The sequence below is a fragment of the Lelliottia jeotgali genome, assembly GCF_977070485.1.
The window spans coordinates 73,865-93,050 of sequence record NZ_CDRVFO010000020.1 but is presented as its reverse complement, the minus strand read 5'-3'; the positions used below and the strand labels follow the sequence as shown (position 1 = coordinate 93,050).

Genomic DNA, 19,186 nt, shown 5'->3' with positions numbered 1-19,186 from the left:
ATCACCTCAATCTGCAGCACGCACCGAACTAGAGCCCGGCAAGCCGAAATGCCCCACAACTGGTCAGACCGGTAAGGCCAAAAAACCTTGCATATTGGGATTTTTCGCGCTTTTATGACTTCGCGCTGAACAAACCGGTAAGACCACAAAAATAAATAAGTCCTGCGCTCTTTCGCCCCGTGCGGCACCGAAGCAAGGACACCGATCAGAGATCACTCCCATGCTCAAATGGTGCTCGCGTTCGATCTTCCTGCAAGTCGTGCTCGGCCTTGCCCTCGGCATCGCCTGCGGCCTCAGCTTCCCCGACCTTTCCCTGCAGCTCAAACCCCTCGGCGACGGCTTCATCAAGCTGATCAAGATGCTTATCGGCCTCATCGTCTTCTGTGTCGTGGTCAGCGGCATTTCCGGCGCTGGCGATCTGAAGAAAGTCGGGCGCATCGGCCTGAAATCGGTGATCTACTTCGAAGTGCTGACCACCATCGCCCTGGTGATCGGCCTGGTGTTCGCCTTTACCAGCGGCATCGGCAGCGGCGCCAACATCCATCTGGATCAGCTCTCTGCTGCCGACGCCAACGGCCTGGCCGAGCGCGGCCAGCATATCCATGGCGCCACTGCGTTCTTCATGGACCTGATCCCCACTTCAGTGGTGGGCGCTTTCGCCGACAACAACATCCTCCAAGTCTTGCTGTTCTCGGTGCTGTTCGGCAGCGCGCTGAACCTGGTGGGTGACTCGGCCGCCGGTATTTCGCGGTTGATCAACGAACTCAGCCACGTGATTTTCCGCATCATGGGCATGATCGTGCGCCTGGCGCCGATCGGCGTCTTCGGCGCCATCGCCTTCACCACCAGCAAATATGGCCTGGAGTCGCTGCAGCACCTGGGTGGCCTGGTGGCGTTGTTCTACCTGACCTGCGCGGGCTTCGTGCTGATCATCCTGGGCACTGTGATGCGCCTTTCGGGGCTGAAATTGCTGCCGTTCATCAAATACCTGCGTGAAGAGCTGACCATCGTGCTTGGCACCGCCTCCTCCGATGCCGTGCTGCCGCAGATCATGCGCAAGCTCGAGCACCTGGGCATTGGCAGCTCCACCGTTGGCCTGGTGATCCCGACCGGCTACTCGTTCAACCTCGACGGTTTCTCCATCTACCTGACCCTGGCCATCGTGTTTATCGCAAACGCCACGGGCACCCCCTTGGAGATGACGGACCTGTTGACCATCCTGCTGGTGTCACTGGTGACTTCCAAAGGCGCTCACGGCATCCCAGGCTCGGCGCTGGTGATACTCGCCGCCACCCTCACCGCCGTGCCGGCGATCCCGGTGGTAGGCCTGGTACTGGTACTGGCAGTGGACTGGTTCATGGGCATCGGCCGGGCGCTAACCAACCTGATCGGCAACTGCGTGGCCACCGTGGCCATCGCCCGCTGGGAAAAAGACATCGATCTGGAGCGTGCGCAGAACGTACTCGATGGCAAACCCGGCTTTGCCCATGCGCCTCGCAAGCAGCCCAACGCCCATCAACAGGAATTCTGAGCCCACGTGGCCGGCGCTGACGCCGGCCCTTTCAGGAGAAAACCGTGATCAGCTCATCGACCGTCGTCAACTCAGTGGTGGAAAAACTGCGCCAGGCCCTGGCCCGCGGCCAGTGGCGCTCCGGCGACATGCTGCCTGGCCAGCGCGAGCTGGCCGAACAGTTGGGCATCAGCCGCCCCAGCCTGCGCGAAGCCGTGACCGTGCTGGAGACCCTCGGCCTGGTGCGCTCCATGCCGGGCAAGGGCGTGCTGGTGCTGGATGCCGAACCGGCCGTGCTGGAACCAGGCGTCGACAGCAGCACTGCAGCGAGCCTGGCCGATGTCCTGGAGCTGCGCTACACCCTCGAACCGTTCATCGTCGGACTGGTGGCGCAATCGGCCAACAGCCAGGACATCGGCCAGCTACGCCTGACCCTGATGGACATGCGCGAAGCGCTGGATGCCGATGACAGCGATGCCGGGGCCAAGGCCTACATCGCCTTCCACGAGGCGCTGTTCGCACTGACCACCAACCCGATTTTCCAGAGCGTGGTACAGCAGACCGGCAATGCCCTCAAGCAAAGCGCCAACATGCTGCGCAACTCACCCGAACACCTTGCTGCTCGGCTCAAGGAAAACGAAGCCGTGGTACGCGCCATTCGCGACCGCAACAGTGCCCAGGCCAGCGCCCAGATGCGCCAGCACATCCTTGCCGAAGGGCAGCGTATGGGCATCGAACTGAACATCCCGGATGACCATCCGCGCCAATGACCCCAGGAGAGCGACCATGACCGCCTGCGCCCACGCCGCCCCCCACCTGCCTGCCCTGCTCGCCGCCGGCGAAACCCGCTTGTCGGCCGAGCAGATCTACCCTCGCCTGTTCGACGCCATTCTCGAGCAGCGCTTGCCGCCCGGCAGCCTGCTGCCCGAGCAGGCACTGGGCAACGCCTTCGGCGTGAGCCGCACGGTGATCCGCCGGGTACTCGGGCGCCTCTCGGACCAGCAAGTGGTGGTCCAGCGCCCCAGCCACACCGCGCACCTGGCCGCCCCTGATCCACAACAGGCGCGCCAGGTACTCAGCGCCCGGCGCCTGGCCGAAACCACCCTGATCAGCCTAGCAGCGCAACGCGCGCGGCCGGCGCAGATCCGCCAATTGCGTTCGCTGGTGGAGCGCGAGCGACAGCACCACGAGCGTGGCGAACGTTGCGCGGCAATCCGCCTGGGCGGCGAATTCCACCTCAAGCTTGCCCAGGTGGCCGCCAATGCACCGCTGGCACGTTTTCTCAATGGCCTGGTGCCGATGACCTCACTGATCATCGCCCGCTATGAATCACCCTGCTGCGACCACTGTGCCTGGCAAGAGCACGCGGCGATCATCGATGCCGTGGAGGCTGGTGACGCGGCAGCGGCGCTTGCACTGATGGACGAGCACCTGGACCGCCTGGAAGAAAAACTCGACCTCGCCTGACAGGGCGCATGCGTAGCCGATCACCGGCCCTATACTCGGTTAACCACCCAGCCTCGAAACCCGGGAGGCGGTCGTGTGAACCCACGCATCCTCGTGCTGCTCTGCCTTCTGCTGGCCCTCGGCGGCTGCGCCGGCAAGCGTCCGCCTGCGCCGCCGCCGCCCGCCGTGCTCACCCCCGCCGCCTGGCAACGCATCGACCAGGAACTGATCGATGCGTCAGTGGGGGCCGCAGGCTCGGCCAACGACTATGCGCGGCGCTCGATGCGGGTATGGAAAGAACAGGTACAGCAACGTACCGAAAGCGACTTCATTCCCTGGTTCACCGGTTACTGGACCCAGCAATGGCTGACCCTCAAGGTCGCCTGGTACAAGCTCAACAGCGGTGAGGGTCGCGAGCCTGCGGAAAAACGCCTGGCCCTGTACCTGCAGGAGCAGTACCAGAACCGCGTGATCGAGCCGGTGGCCGAGCAGATCAACCCCGAAGTCATCCGCGACCGGGCCTGCGAGTTGTACCTGCAACTGTTCGGCCAGCAACTGCCGGCCATCATCCAGCGCTACAACGCCCCGCCCGATCAGCTCAGCCAGCGCCTGAACCGGGTCCCTGCCATTGCCCTGGGGCCGCCGCCGGCGCGCAACGCCAGCCTCTATCAATTGCTCAAAGCCAAGCCGCTCGATCAGCAACCCGCCTGGCTCGCCCTGCGCGACCACCTGCACCGGCAAGCGGCCAAGGGCCCCGGGCAGACCGACGTAGGCCTGTCGTCGGTGGCCACCCGCGCCAGCGAGAAGCTTGGCGCCACCCTGGCCCCTCGCGGCATTGCCAGCGCAGTGGCCAGTGCGGTAGGCAAGGTGGCCGGGGCAATGATCTCGGTGGCGGCGGCAGGCTACGGCATGATCACTCATGATCGCGATCACCCGGAGATGGTCGAGCAATTGCGGGTGATCCTCAACGTGGCGCTCAATCAGGAATGGCAAGAATTGATGGAGAACCGCCAGAGCGGCGCCATGGCGGGGGTGTACTACCTGTCAGGGCAGGTCGAGGACAGTTTGCTGGCCAGTGCGCCGCGGCCAGTGGACCAGGCAGTGCAACCGGAACAACCTGCGCGGCAGGAACCCTTGTTGATTCGCCTGCCGCCATAGCGGTACCGACACCCTCAGGCGGTGGCCATGGCCGATGCCGGCAACCCGAATATCCGGTCAAACGCCCAGTTGTAGGCAAAGGTGTAGCAAGGCACCAGGATGATAAAGGCAAGGTCCACCAGGAACGCCTCGACCAGGCTCATCCCCAGCCACCAGGCAATCAGCGGGATCAGGTACACAACCAGGGTCAGCTGGAAACCGACAGCATGCACCACCCGCCGCGCCACGCTGCGGCCGCGCTTGGCCTGGCGGCTCTCCCAATACTCGAACAGGCTGTTGTAAATCAGGTTCCAGAGCATGGCGATGGTGGTGATCATCACCGCCAGCGGCCCAGTATGCGAAGCCTGGGTATCGGACAAATAAGCCAGCCCCAGCGTCGACATGCACAAGCCAATCAGCTCGTAGAAAGTCACGTAGACCAGTTTGCGTTTCAGTCCCTGCACCGGGTTTACCTCATGTGGAATTAAGCGAAGGGCGCGAGAATGCTTCAAATTTATTGACAGACAAAGTCGGTAGCTTTCAGATTCACTGACAGGAGGCCGACATGAACTTTTCCAGTGACAACATCCAGCTGTTCCTCGCCGTGCTCGACCGGAGTTCGTTTTCCGCTGCGGCACGCACCCTTGGCCGGGTACCTTCCGCCGTCAGCATGGCCATCGGCAACCTTGAAGCCGAACTTGGCTACGCCTTGTTCGAACGCGGCCCGCGCGAGGTTCGCCCTACCGCCCAGGCTTTGGCGCTAGAGCCACACGCCAGGCTGATCGCCGAGCAACTGGGGCTATTGCAGGTGCACGCACTGGAGTTGTCGCAAGGGCTGGAAAGCAGCCTGACCCTCGCCGTGGTCCCGGACATCGATCAGCGCCCGCTGTTTGCCGCCATCGCCAGCCTGGGCGAGCGCTACCCGCTGCTGGACATCCAACTGCTCAGCGCCCCGCAGGAAGACGCATTGCAGTTGCTCGACAGCGGCCGTGCCGACCTGTGCCTGGCCTTCGCCGGCCTGCACGTCGATGCCCGCCGGGGGTTCCAGCACATTGGTACAGAATCGCTGGTTGCCACCCTGTCACCGGCGCACCCGGCACTGCGCGACGGGCGCATCCGCTATCTGGAAGACCTGATCAACGTGCGCCAGATCCTGGTGCGCAGCCGCGACCTGCCCCTGGCCGACCCGCGCGCGCTGATCGGCGCCACGCACTGGTCCACCGACAGTTTCGACTTCGCCGTGCAAATGGTCGAAGCAGGCCTTGGCTGGGGCGATTTGCCCTTGGCCAGAGTGGCGCCACTGATCGCTGCCGGGCGCCTGGTACGTCTGCGTTTTGGCAATACCCGCAACGAACTTCAGTTGCCGATTCATGCCTTCTGGCGCAGGCAGCAACCGCTGCGCCAAGCGGCGCGTCTGCTGATCGAACAGCTAGCCAACTGCTAGCGCACCGTCCGTCGAAATCGCCTCAGCCTGATGACGTAAGTGCTTCAATTTTTTATGAGATTTGCCGATATCAGAGTGGACAGGCCCATCGCGCCACAAGCGCGCAGTGCCCTCCCCTCCATGGCTCAAGGTCTCGAAACATGAACCTGAAATTTCGCCACAAAATCCTCCTCAGCGCGTGCGGCGTGGTGGTACTGGCTTTTGCCCTGTTCACGCTCTACAACGATTACCTGCAACGCAAGACCATCGCCCAGAACATCGAGTCATCGGTGCAACAGTCCGGTGCGCTGACTGCCAGCAGCGTGCAGAACTGGATGAGCGGGCGCATCCTGGTGCTTGAGAACCTGGCCCAGGACATTGCTGAACAAGGGGCGGGCGATACCCTGGCCGGGCTGATCGAGCAGCCTACCTACACGCAAAATTTCCTGTTCACCTACCTGGGCCAGGCCAATGGTGTGTTCACCCAGCGCCCCAATGCCCAGATGCCGGCCGGTTACGACCCACGCCAGCGCCCATGGTACGGCGCCGCCGCAAACGCCGGGCAGACCGTGCTCACCGCCCCTTACCAAGGCGCCGTCGGTGGCCTGATGGTGACCATCGCCACGCCGGTAAAGCGTGACGGCGAAATGCTCGGAGTGGTCGGTGGCGACCTGACCCTCGATACCTTGGTGCAGATCATCAATTCGGTCGACTTCGGCGGCATCGGCCACGCCTTCCTCGCCGACAGCAGCGGCCAGGTGATCGTCAGCCCCGACAAAGACCAGGTGATGAAGAACCTCAAGGACATCTACCCAGGCTCCGGCCTGCGCGTGGCGGCTGACATGCAGGATGTCACCCTCGATGGCCAGCAGCGGTTGATCTCCTTTGCCCCGGTGGCGGGCTTGCCGTCTGCCCAGTGGTATATCGGCCTGTCGATCGACAAGGACAAGGCCTATGCCGCATTGGGCCAGTTCCGCACCTCGGCGATCATCGCCATGGTCATTGCCGTGGCGGCCATCGCCGGGCTGCTGGGCTTGCTGATCCCGGTGCTGATGCGCCCGCTGACCACCATGGGTCGCGCCATGCGCGACATCGCCGAAGGTGAAGGCGACCTGACCCGCCGCCTTGACGTGCAGCGCAAGGACGAGTTCGGCGAACTGGCCACCTCGTTCAACCACTTTGTAGAACGCATTCACACCTCGATCAGCGAAGTGTCGTCGGCCACGCGGCTGGTGCACGACCTGTCGGAAAAGGTGGTCAATGCCTCCAATGCCTCGATCATCGGTTCTGAAGAGCAGAGCATGCGCACCAACAGTGTCGCTGCGGCCATCAACCAACTGGGTGCCGCCACTCAGGAAATCGCACGCAACGCTGCCGACGCTTCGCAGCACGCCAGCGGCGCCAGCGAGCAGGCCAATGGCGGGCGCGAAGTGGTGGAAGAAGCGATCAACGCCATGACCGCCCTGTCGCAGCGCATCAGCGAATCCTGCGAACAGATCGAAACGCTCAATGCCAGCACCGACGAAATCGGCAAGATCCTCGACGTGATCAAGGGCATCTCCCAGCAGACCAACCTGCTGGCGCTCAACGCCGCGATCGAAGCGGCCCGTGCTGGTGAAGCCGGGCGCGGGTTTGCCGTGGTGGCCGACGAGGTTCGCAACCTGGCGCACCGCACCCAGGAATCGGCGGAAGAGATCCACCGCATGATCACCAGCCTGCAGGTCGGCTCACGCGAGGCGGTGCACACCATGAACACCAGCCAGGTGTCCAGCGAACAGACCGTGCAGGTTGCCAACCAGGCCGGCGTACGCCTGGCCAGCGTGACCCAGCGCATCGGCGAGATCGATGGCATGAACCAGTCGGTGGCCACCGCTACCGAAGAGCAGACCGCCGTGGTCGAGAGCCTGAACCTGGACATCACCCAGATCAATGCGCTCAACCAGCAAGGGGTAGAGAACCTCAACCAGACGCTGCAACATTGCGATGCGCTGGCGCAGCAGGCTGGGCGTTTGAAGCAACTGGTGGGCAGCTTCCGCATCTGAGGTAATGCGCCGGCACGCTCGCCTTCTGCAGGTAGCGAGCGTGCCGGCGCTGAACCCCAGACAGTTATAACCTAATAACGAACAAGTCTATTTGGCTATATAAACTACCTATATGCTGGCACCCATCCGATCACGGGCAAAGCTGGGCAGTCGAGTAGCGTATGGATGTAGGTTCTTTCGGTTTCACCATAGCCGGGCTGGTTGTGGGGTTCATCGTCGGCATGACCGGCGTCGGTGGCGGTTCGCTGATGACGCCGATTCTGCTTTGGTTTGGCATCAGCCCGGCCACCGCTGTGGGCACCGACCTGCTCTATGCCGCCATCACCAAGGCCAGTGGCGTGTGGGTGCACAGCCGCAACAAGAACATCGACTGGAGAATCACCGGCCTGCTCAGCCTGGGCAGCGTCCCGGCAGCAGCGCTGACCCTGTGGTTCCTGAGTACCCTGCACACCGACACCTCGGCGCTCAATGGCATCATCAAGCAGGGCCTGGCGGTAGTATTGATCCTCACTGCACTGGCAATCCTGTTCAAGTCGCGGCTGCAAGCGTTCGCCAACCGCCATGCCGGTGACCATTACCAACTCAGCGACCGTAGCCTAAACATCCTTACCGTACTCACCGGCGTGGTGCTGGGTGTCATGGTCACCCTCACTTCGATCGGTGCCGGTGCCTTGGGTACCGTGGCGCTGTTCCTGCTCTACCCGTTCCTGGTCACCCGGCGCCTGGTGGGCACCGAGATTGCCCACGCGGTGCCGTTGACCCTGGTCGCAGGCCTGGGCCACGCCGGCATGGGCAACATGGACTGGTCGCTACTGGGCTACCTGCTGCTCGGCTCGTTGCCCGGCATCTATCTGGGCAGCCACCTCACCGGGCGGATCTCCGACCGCGTGCTGCGGCCCTGCCTGGCGGGGATGCTGTTGCTGATCGGGTACAAGCTGGCGTTTTGAGGGAAGGGTTTGGCGTGAGACGGGTTGGCCGGCCCTAACGCCATCACAAGCCATACCTCACCCGAGCCGCAAGCGCCATCGCCCGGTAAAGCTCAACTGCACACATGACAAAGGCAGCACATCAATCTGCCGATGAGCAGCCAGGGGGCAACCAAGCACCTGCACCAGCACCGCACGAATGACCATGGGATGCGTCACCGCCACCCACTCGCCCGGTTTATCGAATGCCGCCAGCCACCCCGCCATGCGCTGGCACAGCTCGGCAAACGACTCACCACCATGCGGCGCACTGTGCGGGTCGTCCAGCCACAACGCCAGCGCCTGCGGTTGCTCAGCCTGCAACTGCTTCAATGCCAGCCCGTGCCAGCACCCCAGGTCGCAATCGGCCAACGCTGGCTCGACCTGCACCGGCATCGAAAACCCTGCCGCCGTTGCCCACGCACGCCGCTCCGGCGCGGTCAGCATGCGCGTTTCAGGCGCCACGGCGAACGGCTGGGCGTGCAGCGGCAAGATGCCGTCGTCAGGGCGGTGCAAGCGCCCGGTCTTCTGGGCCGTGGTCAGGGCATGACAGATCAAGGTCAGGTGTACGGCTTTCACCAGGCGGCTTCTTTGCGGGGGACGGCCGACTGGTTTAGCACGCCGAGATTATTTTTTCCGCAACAATGTCGCAGCCCAGGAGGAACACTACGTTACGATGGTCAGTCCAAATTAGGCGAAATGCCACTAGAGCCGACCCGAATGCCAGCCAGTCCCTCCTCCCCCAGCACTTTGCTGCTTGCCCTGCGCGAAGGCACCCGCGACTGCCATAAGTCGCTCGAAGCACGCCTGCCATTTTTTGCAGCGAACTTCGATGCCGCTGCCTACAGCCGGCTACTGCAAGCCTATTACGGGTTCCACGCCCCTCTCGAAGCCCGGCTGGGCGATTATCAGGAACCCGTGAGGGCCAAGACACCGGCTCTCACTCTGGACCTGCAAGCCTTGCACCTGAGCGCCGCCGACATCGATGCCCTGCCCCTGTGCCAGGCGCTGCCAGGCATCGACGATGAGGCCAGTGCGCTGGGTGTGATGTACGTTCTGGAAGGCTCGACCCTGGGCGGCCAGGTACTCAAAAAGGCGATGTCTGAGCGCCTGGGTCTCGACCCGGCCAGCGGCACAGGCTTTTTCGATGTGTATGGCGCGCGGACCGGCAACTACTGGCGCAGCTTTCTCGACCGCCTTGGCCAGGCTTCAGCCGCACCTGTAGCGCAGGCCGCCACCGTGCAGGCGGCCATTGAAACATTCCAGAGCTTCGAGCGCTGGCTTGAGCAACGCAACGTGCTGAACCCAAAACCCGGCTAAAGAGGCCTGCTTGCCGGCGATGGGCCTGCTCAGGCAAACAGCTGCAGCAGCCCCCACACCGGCACCAACCCCGCCAGCCCGACCGCCAGCCGCGGCCAATACGGCAACAGCACGACCAGCAGCATTGCCCCCAGCGACATCATCGCCAACCAGGCTACCGGCGCCATGGCCCAGCCCCAGACCTGGGCACAAAGCAGAAGGCTGATCATCAGTGCCAGCCAGCCAGCGCCACGCAGCACCACGCGCAATGACTGCGGGCAAGCCCGCTGCCATACCTGCTTGTAGTGCCGCTCCAGGCCTTGGCAAAGGCCAAGCATACCGGCATAGGCGAACAGCGCGCCGCCCGCGATCAGCGTCATCATGCGCCTGCCTCCACGCTGCGCCCTGCCTTGCGTGAAAGCGGCGCCGGCTCGGCGTTCTGCACGCGCCACGCCACCACACCAAGCAATACCCCCAGCACCAGTGCACAAGCCGCCACGCCCAGGCGCAAGGCATCCTCCAGCCCACCGAACAGCCCAAGGCCCATGCACAGCAGTGCCGTCAGCCCCAACTGCTCCACCCACGCCCGGCGCGCAGGCCTGATACCCGCATACAACAGCGCCAGCAGCCATACACCAAAGAACGCCCGAACCTCCCAGGGTTCGCGCTGTACCAGCTCGACCGGCAGCAGGCGGCTGGCCCACAGCAAGCCGACACAGGCCAGCAGCAAACCGGCAACGAAACCGACATTGCACACCTCGGCTACCCGGTACCAACGCCGCGCCGACAGCTGCGCGCTGGCGCTGGCGTACTTGCGCCCACGCTTAACGCAAAACAGCACCAGGCCACTGGCGATCATCACGCAGCTGATAACGCCACAAACGAAGTACAACCAACGCATCGGGTACCCGCCAAACTGGGCAAAATGCAGACCGACCATGACCCGCTGGGTCAAGGGGGCCGCACGCCACTCGGTCACATCGCTGAGCAACTGCCCGCTGACACCATCGAATACCATGGCCTGCCCTTTGGACAGGGCGATGCGATTACCCAGCTCAGGGCGGACCTCGATCCGTGCCCCGGCAGTGTTGGGATTGCGGATATTGAAACCGGCTATGGGCCCCAAGCGTGCCTGCGCCTGGGCTAGCAGCGGTACCACATCGGCCAGCTCCGCGGGCTGCCTGGCCATGCCCCTTGGCTGCTCCAGGCGGGCGTTGCCCTGGGCCTTGAAGTAGGCCCGGTTGTCCCCGGCGAACAGCGCATCGACACCTGCAGGAATGTAGATGAGCATGAAGATCACCAGCCCGGTGTAGGTGATCATCAGGTGGAATGGCAGCAACAGCACTGCACTGGCGTTGTGAAAGTCCAGCCAGGAGCGCTGGCCCTTGTTCGGCCGGAAAGTGAAGAACTCCTTGAAGATCTTCTTGTGGATGACAATGCCGGTGACAAGCGCCGCCAGCATCACCAGCGCCAGTGCACCGACCACGAAAATGCCCCAGTTGCGCGGCAGGTCGAGGGTGAAATGGAAGCGGAAAAAGAAATTGCCGCCGACACTGTCGCGTACCTCGATGGCCTCGCCCGTCTGCGGGTCAAGCTGTACGCCGCCGCCATGGCGCCGCTCACCGGTAGACACCCGCAGCCCGGGCGAACGATCGGTGGGCAGGCTGACGCCCCAGTTGCCGGCCTGCGGCTCATGGGTTTGCAGGTAGGCAATGGCGCGCCGCGCGGCATCGGCCTGGGTCACTTCACTGGTCGGGATTTCCGGCTGCATCCAGTGGTTCAGCTCTTTGTCGAACACCGCCAGGGTACCGGTGACGAAGATGGCAAACAGCAGCCAGCCGAAGATCAGCCCGCCCCAGGTGTGCAGCCAGGCCATCGATTGAGTGAAGGTGTTCTTCATGCCAGCCACTCCAGCGCCTGGGGCCAGAAGCCGATCAATGCCAAGGGCACAGCGAGGGCAAGCGGTAGCCAGGCGCGCACCGCATCACGGCTGGCAAAGGCCCAGAGGATGGCTGCGGTGTAGAAAATGAAGGCTGGCAGGGTCGCGACGATGACCGCATCGGCAGGTGACAGGGGCAGCAGCCGCGCCAGGCAGGCGGTGGCCGCATAGCTAAGCGCGTAGCCGCCCAACAGCGCGGCGCTGCTGCGGGAGAGGATCAGCAGCCAGGCGATTTTATTGTTCATTGGGGTATTTCCTGGTAGTCACATCGAGGCAAGCCCGCTCCCTCAGGTACTCCACTTCTCTTGCGCCAGTGGGGTATCTGCAGGAGCGGGCTTGCCCCGCGAATGGGCCGCAGAGCGGCCCAAGCATCAGAACGAGATATTCAAGGAAGCAAACACCGCACGTCCCGGCTGGTTATAGGTGTTGGCACCCGAGCTACTGGCATTGCCACCGCGATAGATCTGCTTGTCGAACACGTTGTTCACGCCCACCCGCACGTCATAGTTGGCGTTGAACTTGTACCCGGTGCTGACATCCACCAACCCGTATGCCTCGACATCCTGCTGCGCCTCGGCGTCGTAGCTCTCCTCGGTGCGGTAGTTGTAGGTCGGCGACTTCTGCTTGCCGTAGTAGGTACCGGCCACCTGGAACGAAAGCTTGTCGGTGGCGCGCCAGTCCAGGGTGCTGTTGACCGTGTACTCGGGGATCACCGACAGCGGCTCGCCCGTCTCGCGGTTGTCGTTGTCGAGCATCCAGGTCAGGTTGGTGTTCCAGTCCAGTACCGGGGTCAGTTCGACGAACAGATTGCCCTCGATGCCTTCCACACGTGCCTCGCCGGCGTTCTCCCACTGGGTCACGCGGCGGCCGCTGTTGATGGTGTAAAGCACATCGGTGTCACCGATGATCTTGTTCTTGTAATCGTTGCGAAAGTACGTCGCGCTGGTACGCCAGGTGCCGCGGTCGTACAACAGGCCGATTTCCTTGTTGACGCTGATTTCCGGCTTGAGGTCGGCGTTGCCCTGCAGGTAGCAGCCCCCGGAGTTGCTCTGCTGCACACTGCAGCCGTTGCCACGGCTGTAGAGCAGGTAGTTGGGGTTGGACTGATACAGGTTCGGCACCTTATAGGCCCGGGCGATACCACCCTTGATCGACAGAGCGTCGGTCAGCTTGTGCGACAGGTTGAGGCTGGGGCTGAAGTTGTCGCCAAAGGTTTCGTGGTGGTCGAAGCGCAGGCCTGGGGTGACGGTGGTGTCGCCCAGCACAATATTGTCCTCGGCGAACAGCGCGTAGCTCTTGGCGGTCATCTTCGAGTTGCTGCGGTCGAAGCCACTGATGACGTCACTGCCACCGCCACTGGGGTCGAAGCTCTGGGGGCGGAACGAGCCCTGGTCGTTGAGCGATTCGTACAGGTACTCGCCGCCCAAGGTCAGCACATGTTCAACACTGCCCATGGCAAACGGCAGGTTCACCTCGCTGCTCAGGCGAGTGTTGCGCAGCCGCGACATGGCTGCACCGCTGTCGTTGATCGCTCCTTCCGGGCCACCGGCCAGGCCTTCGTTGAGACGCCAGTTGCGTACGTATTCGTAAGCCAGGCTGGTCTTGCTGGTGCCCCAGCTGAAATCGCCAAGGTGGGTCAGGTCATAGGTGTTGCGCTGCATGACATTGGTCTCGTGGCCATACAGGCTGGAGATCAGGTCGACATTGCTGCCGCCGTTGCTGTTCATGGTGTCGCCGGCATAGATGTTGCCCTGGCGGCTATAACCGGCGCTGGCTTCGAGGCGGTGCTCGTCGTTGAGCCTCCAGCTCAGCAGGCCGTTGATGTCCTTGTTGCGCACGCCCTCACGGCCGGCGACCAGCGTGCTGTTGGCGTGGTCGGCGTTGATGTCCAGGTCATCGGCGTCGGTCTTGGCCAGGCCACCGTACAAACGGAAACCGAGGTTGTCGGTAAGCCCGCCGCTGAGGTTGAAGTTGGCACGACGGCTGACACCCTCGGCGCTGTCTTCCGGCATTTGCGTGAACAGGTTGAGGCTGCCCTTGAACGCCTCGGTGGGCCGCTTGGTGATGATGTTCACTACCCCGCCCATGGCGCCCGAGCCGTAGCGCGCCGCCGCCGGGCCGCGCAGGATTTCGATGCGCTCGACCGCCTCGGCCGGCACCCAGTTGGTTTCGCCGCGGGTGTCGCGGTCGCCGTTCCAGCCGTAGCGCACGGCGTTGCGCGCGCTGGACGGTTTGCCGTCGATGAGGATCAAGGTGTTCTCCGGGCCCATGCCGCGCAGGTCGATCTGCCGGTTGTTGCCACGCGCACCACTGGCGCTGTTGCCGGTCAGGTTGACCCCCGGCTCCCGACGGATGATGTCGGACAGGTCGTTGGCCGGCGGGCGACGCTTGATGTCTTCCTCAGTGATGATCGACGAACCCAACGCCTGACGCGCTTCGCGTTCAGCAGTGACCAGGGTGTCCTGGATCACCAGTGCGTCGTCGGCCACCGGCATTTCCAGCACCTCACCAGGGCTGCGCTCCACTGTTTCAGCGGCGGTCGCCATCATGGCCGGTGACGCCAACGCGACGAACGCCAGGGCCAGGCTGTTGGGTGAAGTTCTGCACTGCATTGACACATCTCCTGCGATGGGTAAGCGAAGGGCACATCCCTGCCAGGAAGCCGGAAGGCCCGCGCCCACCGGCCTCGCAAACACTGTTCGGGGGCCAACAGGGTTGGTAAATATAGTGATTCTCAAATGGGTTTAAATCTTATTTACGAAACTTACATGTTTGCACCGGAACTTTTCCGATGCGTAGCCAGCCCGTGTACAGTCACTTCTGCCCTCCTCATGAGACGAGACAGCGTTTCCATGCTCCCAGCCGCTCTGATCTTCCTTTTCACCCTGACCCTGGTCATCTGGCAGCCCAAAGGCCTCGGCGTTGGCTGGAGCGCCACACTCGGCGCCGTGCTGGCCCTGGTGTTCGGCGTGGTATCGCTGCATGACATCCCCACGGTATGGGCCATCATCTGGAACGCCACCGCCACCTTCATCGCCCTCATCGTCATCAGCCTGCTGCTGGACGAAGCGGGCTTTTTCGAATGGGCGGCGCTGCATGTGGCGCGCTGGGCGCGAGGGGACGGGCGCCGCCTGTTCGCCTTCATGGTGCTGCTGGGCGCGGCGGTGTCGGCGCTGTTCGCCAATGACGGCGCGGCGCTGATCCTCACCCCGATCGTCATGTCGATGCTGCTGGCGCTGCGCTTCTCCCCGGCAGCGACCCTGGCCTTCGTCATGGGTGCAGGCTTCATTGCCGACACCGCCAGCCTGCCACTGGTGGTATCCAACCTGGTGAACATCGTCTCGGCGGACTACTTCGACCTGGGGTTCAACGCCTATGCCTCGGTGATGGTGCCGGTGAACCTGGTAGCAGTGGCAGCAACGCTGCTGGTGCTGTGGCTGTATTTTCGCCGCGACATTCCGCTGCGCTATGCCACCGAGGACCTCAAGGTGCCGGCAATGGCCGTGCGCGACCGCGCAACGTTCCGTGTCGGCTGGGCGGTGCTGCTGGCATTACTGGCCAGCCTGTTCGTTCTCGAACCCATGGGTATCCCGGTCAGTGCCGTGGCCACAGCCTGCGCGGCGGTACTGTTCGCCGTCGCCGCCCGGGGCCATGTGATCTCCACCCGCCGCGTGCTGCGCGAGGCACCGTGGCAGATCGTGGTGTTTTCGTTGGGGATGTACCTGGTGGTCTACGGTTTGCGCAATGCCGGCCTCACCGACTCGCTCGGCAACGTGATGAGCTGGCTGGCCGGGCACGGGCTGTGGGCAGCCTCGCTGGGTACCGGGCTGATTGCGGCGCTGCTGTCGTCGGTCATGAACAACCTGCCCAGCGTGCTGATCGGGGCGCTGTCGATTCATGCCAGCGAGGCGCAGGGGGTGGTGCGCGAGGCGATGATCTATGCCAACGTGATCGGCTGCGACCTGGGGCCAAAGATCACCCCGATCGGCAGCCTGGCCACGCTGTTGTGGCTGCATGTGCTGGCGCGCAAGGGCGTGACCATCGGCTGGGGGTATTACTTCAAGGTTGGGGTGTTGTTGACGGTGCCGGTGTTGCTGGTGACCTTGGCAGCGTTGGCGGTGCGCCTGAGCCTTTGAAAACGCCGCAGGCCACTGTCCGGTATTCGACCGTGAGGTGAGTGACTTCATGTACAGGCGTCAACGCAGCCCGAACGTCATCGGCAGAAAGCAGCTCTGGGCCATGCACACTGACGATGGCAGCATGCGCTTGAGGCCCCACTTTCCAAACATGCAGGTCGGTGATCTGCAAATCGCCGGCTTGGCCAAGCAACTCCCTGATTTCTTCGGCGACAGGGTTATCGGTCTTATCAAGCAATACGGCCGCAGTATCCTTCATCAGCAACCACGCCCAGCGTGCAATCACAACAGCGCCAATGATCCCCATGACTGGATCGAGCCATACCCAGCCAAGGTATCTACCGGCCAGCAGCGCGACGATCGCCATGACCGACGTGACCGCATCGGCGAGCACATGGAGGTAAGCCGACCGCAAGTTGTTATCTCCATGCGAATGGGTGTGATGCCCATGCGAATGGCTGTGATCATGACCGCCGCCGGCCAGAAGAAGAGCGCTGATAATATTGACCAGCAAACCGACGATCGCAATCATGGTCGCCATCCCGAACTGCACTTGGGTAGGCTGAAATAGCCGCAGAACCGACTCGATGCCGATGCCTAACGAGACAAGGCCAAGAATCAACGCAGAAGCGAACCCTCCGAGGTCACCCACTTTACCGGTACCGAAACTGTAGGCGGAACTTGCCGAATGCTTGCGGGCGTAAGCATAGGCCGCAGCGGCAATCCCCAGCGCGCCCGCATGGGTTGCCATATGGAAACCATCTGCCAAAAGCGCCATCGACCCAGTTACATAGCCTGCGGCAATCTCACCGACCATCATCACTACGGTGAGCATCACTACCCACAATGTTCGTTTGGCATTGTCATCGTGGGCGGTGCCCAAGAAGTTGTGGCTATGTTCGAAATCAGTCGTGCTCATGGCCTGCTCACTTTGAATACCGCCGAATCGGCATCGAATGGTTCTTCAACGTCTTGTGCGCGCTCCAGGCCGGTCAGGCCTATCCCCTCTTGGTTGCCCTTCAGTGTGCAACAAAAATGGCAACCAACCAGAAGCTGACGGAAAAGTAATGTCGGGCTCAGCTTGCTGACAGCGCCCGGTAGCTAGCCTGAACCTGAGACCAGCGCCAATCAGGCGGAGTGAGAGCTCAATTGAAACGGGATGGTTGCCCAAGTCGCAGCCTGGATATCAGTGATCTACCTGACTGGACGCAACGGCATGCAAAGCAAAACCACGAGACGCTCATTCGTCACGGGCCTCGCTGCTACCGGACTACTGGGTGGGCTGGGCATGTGGCGCACGCCGGTCTGGGCCGTGACCAGCCCTGGCCAACCCAACGTACTGACCGGCACCGATTTTGACCTGTACATCGGGGAGCTCCCGGTGAACATTACCGGCGCAGCGCGTACGGCAATGGCCATCAACGGCTCGCTGCCGGGACCGATTCTTCGCTGGCGAGAGGGCGACACAGTCACGCTGCGTGTGCGCAATCGCTTGAAACAGGACACGTCCATCCACTGGCACGGGATCATTCTGCCGGCAAACATGGACGGCGTACCGGGCCTGAGCTTCCATGGCATCGCTCCGGATGGCATGTATGAATACAGGTTCAAGGTCCACCAGAACGGCACCTACTGGTACCACAGCCACTCGGGCTTGCAGGAGCAGGTCGGTGTTTACGGTGCGCTGGTGATCGATGCGAAGGATCCAGAGCCTTTCACCTACGACCGTGACTACGTCGTCATGCTCAGCGACTGGACCGACGCAAATCCGGCGCAGGTCCTGTCCAAGCTCAAGAAACAGTCGGACTACTACAACTTCCACAAGCGGACGGTTGGCGACTTCGTCGATGACGTGAGTGAGAAAGGCTGGTCTGGCGCTGTGGCCGATCGGAAGATGTGGGCTGAGATGAAGATGAGCCCAACCGACCTTGCTGACGTGAGTGGGTATACCTACACCTACCTCATGAACGGCAAGGCGCCCAATGGCAATTGGACTGGAATCTTCAAGCCAGGCGAGAAAATCCGGCTGCGCTTTATCAACGGCTCCGCCATGACCTATTTCGACGTGCGTATACCCGGCTTGAAGATGACGGTTGTCGCAGCCGACGGGCAGTACGTCAAGCCTGTGTCGATCGATGAATTCCGCATCGCGGTTGCCGAAACCTACGACGTCATTGTCGAGCCTGAAAACGAGCAGGCTTACACCATCTTTGCCCAATCCATGGATCGCACTGGCTATTCCAGAGGGACCCTCGCTGTTCGCGAGGGCATGCAGGGCCCGGTGCCTGCTTTAGACCCAAGGCCTTTGATCTCCATGAGCGACATGGGGATGGACCACGGCAACATGGCCGGCATGGAGCACAACAATATGGCGGGTATGGACCATGGCAGCATGGCCGGCATGAATCACGGCAGTATGGCGACTGGCAGTGCCATGCAAAGCCATCCCGCCTCGGAAACAAACAACCCGCTGGTCGACATGCAGACCATGACCCCGACTCCCAAGCTGAACGACCCAGGAATCGGGCTTCGTGACAATGGCCGCCGTGTGCTCACTTATTCGGATTTGCGAAGCACCTTCATCGATCCGGATGGCCGTGAACCGGGCCGGACCATCGAACTGCACCTCACCGGACATATGGAAAAGTTCGCCTGGTCGTTCGACGGCATCAAGTTCTCTGACGCCCAGCCGCTGCGGCTCAAGTACGGCGAGCGCCTGCGCATCACCTTGGTCAACGACACCATGATGACTCACCCCATCCACCTGCACGGCATGTGGAGCGACCTGGAGGACGAGGATGGCAACTTCATGGTCCGAAAGCACACGATCGATATGCCTCCCGGCTCGAAACGAAGCTATCGCGTAACCGCCGATGCGCTAGGGCGTTGGGCCTATCACTGCCACCTCATGTACCACATGGAAACGGGCATGTTCCGAGAAGTGCGCGTAGACGAATGAACGGGAGAGACGAGATGAGCAAACCAATGAAACGAAGCGCCTTTTTCCTCAGTGCCGCGATGGTCGGCCTGCTCGCGGTTTATCCACCAACTTCCTGGTCCAGTGAGCATCATGATCAGCACACGCAAAAGTCGCCCGATGCAGCGCAGCCGAACGCGCCAAAGAGCAAGCAAGCCCATGGCATGAACCATGAAGGCATGGACCACGGTGCCATGGAAGGTATGGACCATCATTCGATGGAGGGCATGGACCACAGCAAAATGATGGAATCACAGGGTAGCGACAAAGCCAAGGCAGGGAAAAATGGCCAATAGCGTTGTACGACCATCG

General features: G+C 62.4%; 18 protein-coding genes. 11 read left to right on the top strand and 7 right to left on the bottom strand.

What is annotated here, in order from left to right; translation table 11 throughout:
- The first annotated feature begins 220 nt into the window (after positions 1–220).
- The 4 genes from ACW4TB_RS23655 to ACW4TB_RS23640 all read left to right on the top strand — a co-directional run bounded on the left by ACW4TB_RS23655 (position 221) and on the right by ACW4TB_RS23640 (position 4,114).
- Positions 221–1,531 carry a C4-dicarboxylate transporter DctA gene (locus ACW4TB_RS23655; RefSeq protein ID WP_012313632.1) on the top strand — a complete coding sequence of 437 codons (1,311 nt, stop codon included), beginning with the start codon at positions 221–223 and terminating at the stop codon, positions 1,529–1,531.
- A 44-nt stretch (positions 1,532–1,575) separates the two neighbouring features.
- Complete coding sequence (locus tag ACW4TB_RS23650) at positions 1,576–2,280, top strand: FadR/GntR family transcriptional regulator (RefSeq protein WP_012313631.1); 705 nt, start codon at positions 1,576–1,578, stop codon at positions 2,278–2,280.
- A gap of 16 nt (positions 2,281–2,296) precedes the next feature.
- Positions 2,297–2,977: a GntR family transcriptional regulator gene (locus ACW4TB_RS23645; RefSeq protein WP_012313630.1), complete on the top strand. Its 681-nt coding sequence runs from the start codon at positions 2,297–2,299 to the stop codon at positions 2,975–2,977.
- Between the two features lie 75 nt (positions 2,978–3,052).
- Positions 3,053–4,114 (top strand): hypothetical protein, encoded by a 1,062-nt coding sequence (locus tag ACW4TB_RS23640; RefSeq protein WP_012313629.1) that lies wholly within the window; start codon positions 3,053–3,055, stop codon positions 4,112–4,114.
- A gap of 14 nt (positions 4,115–4,128) precedes the next feature.
- Here ACW4TB_RS23640 and ACW4TB_RS23635 read toward each other — a convergent pair whose 3' ends face one another.
- Positions 4,129–4,557, bottom strand: a complete 429-nt coding sequence (locus ACW4TB_RS23635; protein WP_012313628.1) for a PACE efflux transporter — start codon at positions 4,555–4,557, stop codon at positions 4,129–4,131.
- A 101-nt stretch (positions 4,558–4,658) separates the two neighbouring features.
- Here ACW4TB_RS23635 and ACW4TB_RS23630 point away from each other — a divergent pair, with 101 nt between their 5' ends.
- The 3 genes from ACW4TB_RS23630 (at position 4,659) to ACW4TB_RS23620 (ending at position 8,505) form a co-directional block, all read left to right on the top strand.
- On the top strand, positions 4,659–5,537 hold the full coding sequence (locus ACW4TB_RS23630; protein WP_279933615.1) for a LysR family transcriptional regulator: 879 nt from the start codon (positions 4,659–4,661) through the stop codon (positions 5,535–5,537).
- Positions 5,538–5,677: 140 nt separating this feature from the next.
- Complete coding sequence (gene mcpA / locus ACW4TB_RS23625; protein WP_279933616.1) at positions 5,678–7,558, top strand: methyl-accepting chemotaxis protein McpA; 1,881 nt, start codon at positions 5,678–5,680, stop codon at positions 7,556–7,558.
- A 161-nt stretch (positions 7,559–7,719) separates the two neighbouring features.
- Positions 7,720–8,505 carry a sulfite exporter TauE/SafE family protein gene (locus ACW4TB_RS23620; protein ID WP_012313625.1) on the top strand — a complete coding sequence of 262 codons (786 nt, stop codon included), beginning with the start codon at positions 7,720–7,722 and terminating at the stop codon, positions 8,503–8,505.
- Between the two features lie 57 nt (positions 8,506–8,562).
- On the opposite strand, the gene ACW4TB_RS23615 is transcribed toward ACW4TB_RS23620, so the two are convergent.
- Complete coding sequence (locus ACW4TB_RS23615; RefSeq protein ID WP_279933617.1) at positions 8,563–9,102, bottom strand: histidine phosphatase family protein; 540 nt, start codon at positions 9,100–9,102, stop codon at positions 8,563–8,565.
- A 141-nt stretch (positions 9,103–9,243) separates the two neighbouring features.
- Here ACW4TB_RS23615 and ACW4TB_RS23610 point away from each other — a divergent pair, with 141 nt between their 5' ends.
- Positions 9,244–9,843, top strand: a complete 600-nt coding sequence (locus ACW4TB_RS23610; RefSeq protein WP_279933618.1) for a biliverdin-producing heme oxygenase — start codon at positions 9,244–9,246, stop codon at positions 9,841–9,843.
- A gap of 29 nt (positions 9,844–9,872) precedes the next feature.
- Here ACW4TB_RS23610 and ACW4TB_RS23605 read toward each other — a convergent pair whose 3' ends face one another.
- The 4 genes from ACW4TB_RS23605 to ACW4TB_RS23590 form a co-directional block, all read right to left on the bottom strand.
- Positions 9,873–10,205 carry a DUF3325 domain-containing protein gene (locus tag ACW4TB_RS23605; protein ID WP_012313622.1) on the bottom strand — a complete coding sequence of 111 codons (333 nt, stop codon included), beginning with the start codon at positions 10,203–10,205 and terminating at the stop codon, positions 9,873–9,875.
- Positions 10,202–11,722: a PepSY-associated TM helix domain-containing protein gene (locus tag ACW4TB_RS23600; protein ID WP_279933619.1), complete on the bottom strand. Its 1,521-nt coding sequence runs from the start codon at positions 11,720–11,722 to the stop codon at positions 10,202–10,204. Before ACW4TB_RS23600 ends, ACW4TB_RS23605 begins: the two co-directional genes overlap by 4 nt.
- On the bottom strand, positions 11,719–12,006 hold the full coding sequence (locus tag ACW4TB_RS23595) for a hypothetical protein (protein ID WP_012313620.1): 288 nt from the start codon (positions 12,004–12,006) through the stop codon (positions 11,719–11,721). The genes ACW4TB_RS23600 and ACW4TB_RS23595 overlap by 4 nt, the downstream gene beginning before the upstream one ends.
- Positions 12,007–12,132: 126 nt before the next feature.
- Entirely contained in the window at positions 12,133–14,373 is a 2,241-nt protein-coding gene (locus ACW4TB_RS23590) for a TonB-dependent siderophore receptor (protein WP_279933620.1), read from the bottom strand.
- 240 nt (positions 14,374–14,613) lie between these two features.
- Here ACW4TB_RS23590 and ACW4TB_RS23585 point away from each other — a divergent pair, with 240 nt between their 5' ends.
- Entirely contained in the window at positions 14,614–15,897 is a 1,284-nt protein-coding gene (locus tag ACW4TB_RS23585) for an arsenic transporter (protein WP_455828431.1), read from the top strand.
- On the opposite strand, the gene dmeF is transcribed toward ACW4TB_RS23585, so the two are convergent.
- Complete coding sequence (dmeF, locus tag ACW4TB_RS23580) at positions 15,821–16,816, bottom strand: CDF family Co(II)/Ni(II) efflux transporter DmeF (protein WP_012313617.1); 996 nt, start codon at positions 16,814–16,816, stop codon at positions 15,821–15,823. The two genes, ACW4TB_RS23585 and dmeF, sit on opposite strands and share 77 nt — an antisense overlap.
- A 297-nt stretch (positions 16,817–17,113) precedes the next feature.
- Here dmeF and ACW4TB_RS23575 point away from each other — a divergent pair, with 297 nt between their 5' ends.
- Both ACW4TB_RS23575 and ACW4TB_RS23570 read left to right on the top strand, forming a co-directional pair.
- Positions 17,114–18,856, top strand: a complete 1,743-nt coding sequence (locus tag ACW4TB_RS23575; RefSeq protein ID WP_279933622.1) for a copper resistance system multicopper oxidase — start codon at positions 17,114–17,116, stop codon at positions 18,854–18,856.
- A gap of 14 nt (positions 18,857–18,870) precedes the next feature.
- The gene (locus ACW4TB_RS23570; protein WP_279933623.1) at positions 18,871–19,170 is read left to right on the top strand and encodes a hypothetical protein; all 300 of its coding nucleotides are present in this window, start codon (positions 18,871–18,873) and stop codon (positions 19,168–19,170) included.
- Positions 19,171–19,186 lie beyond the last annotated feature (16 nt).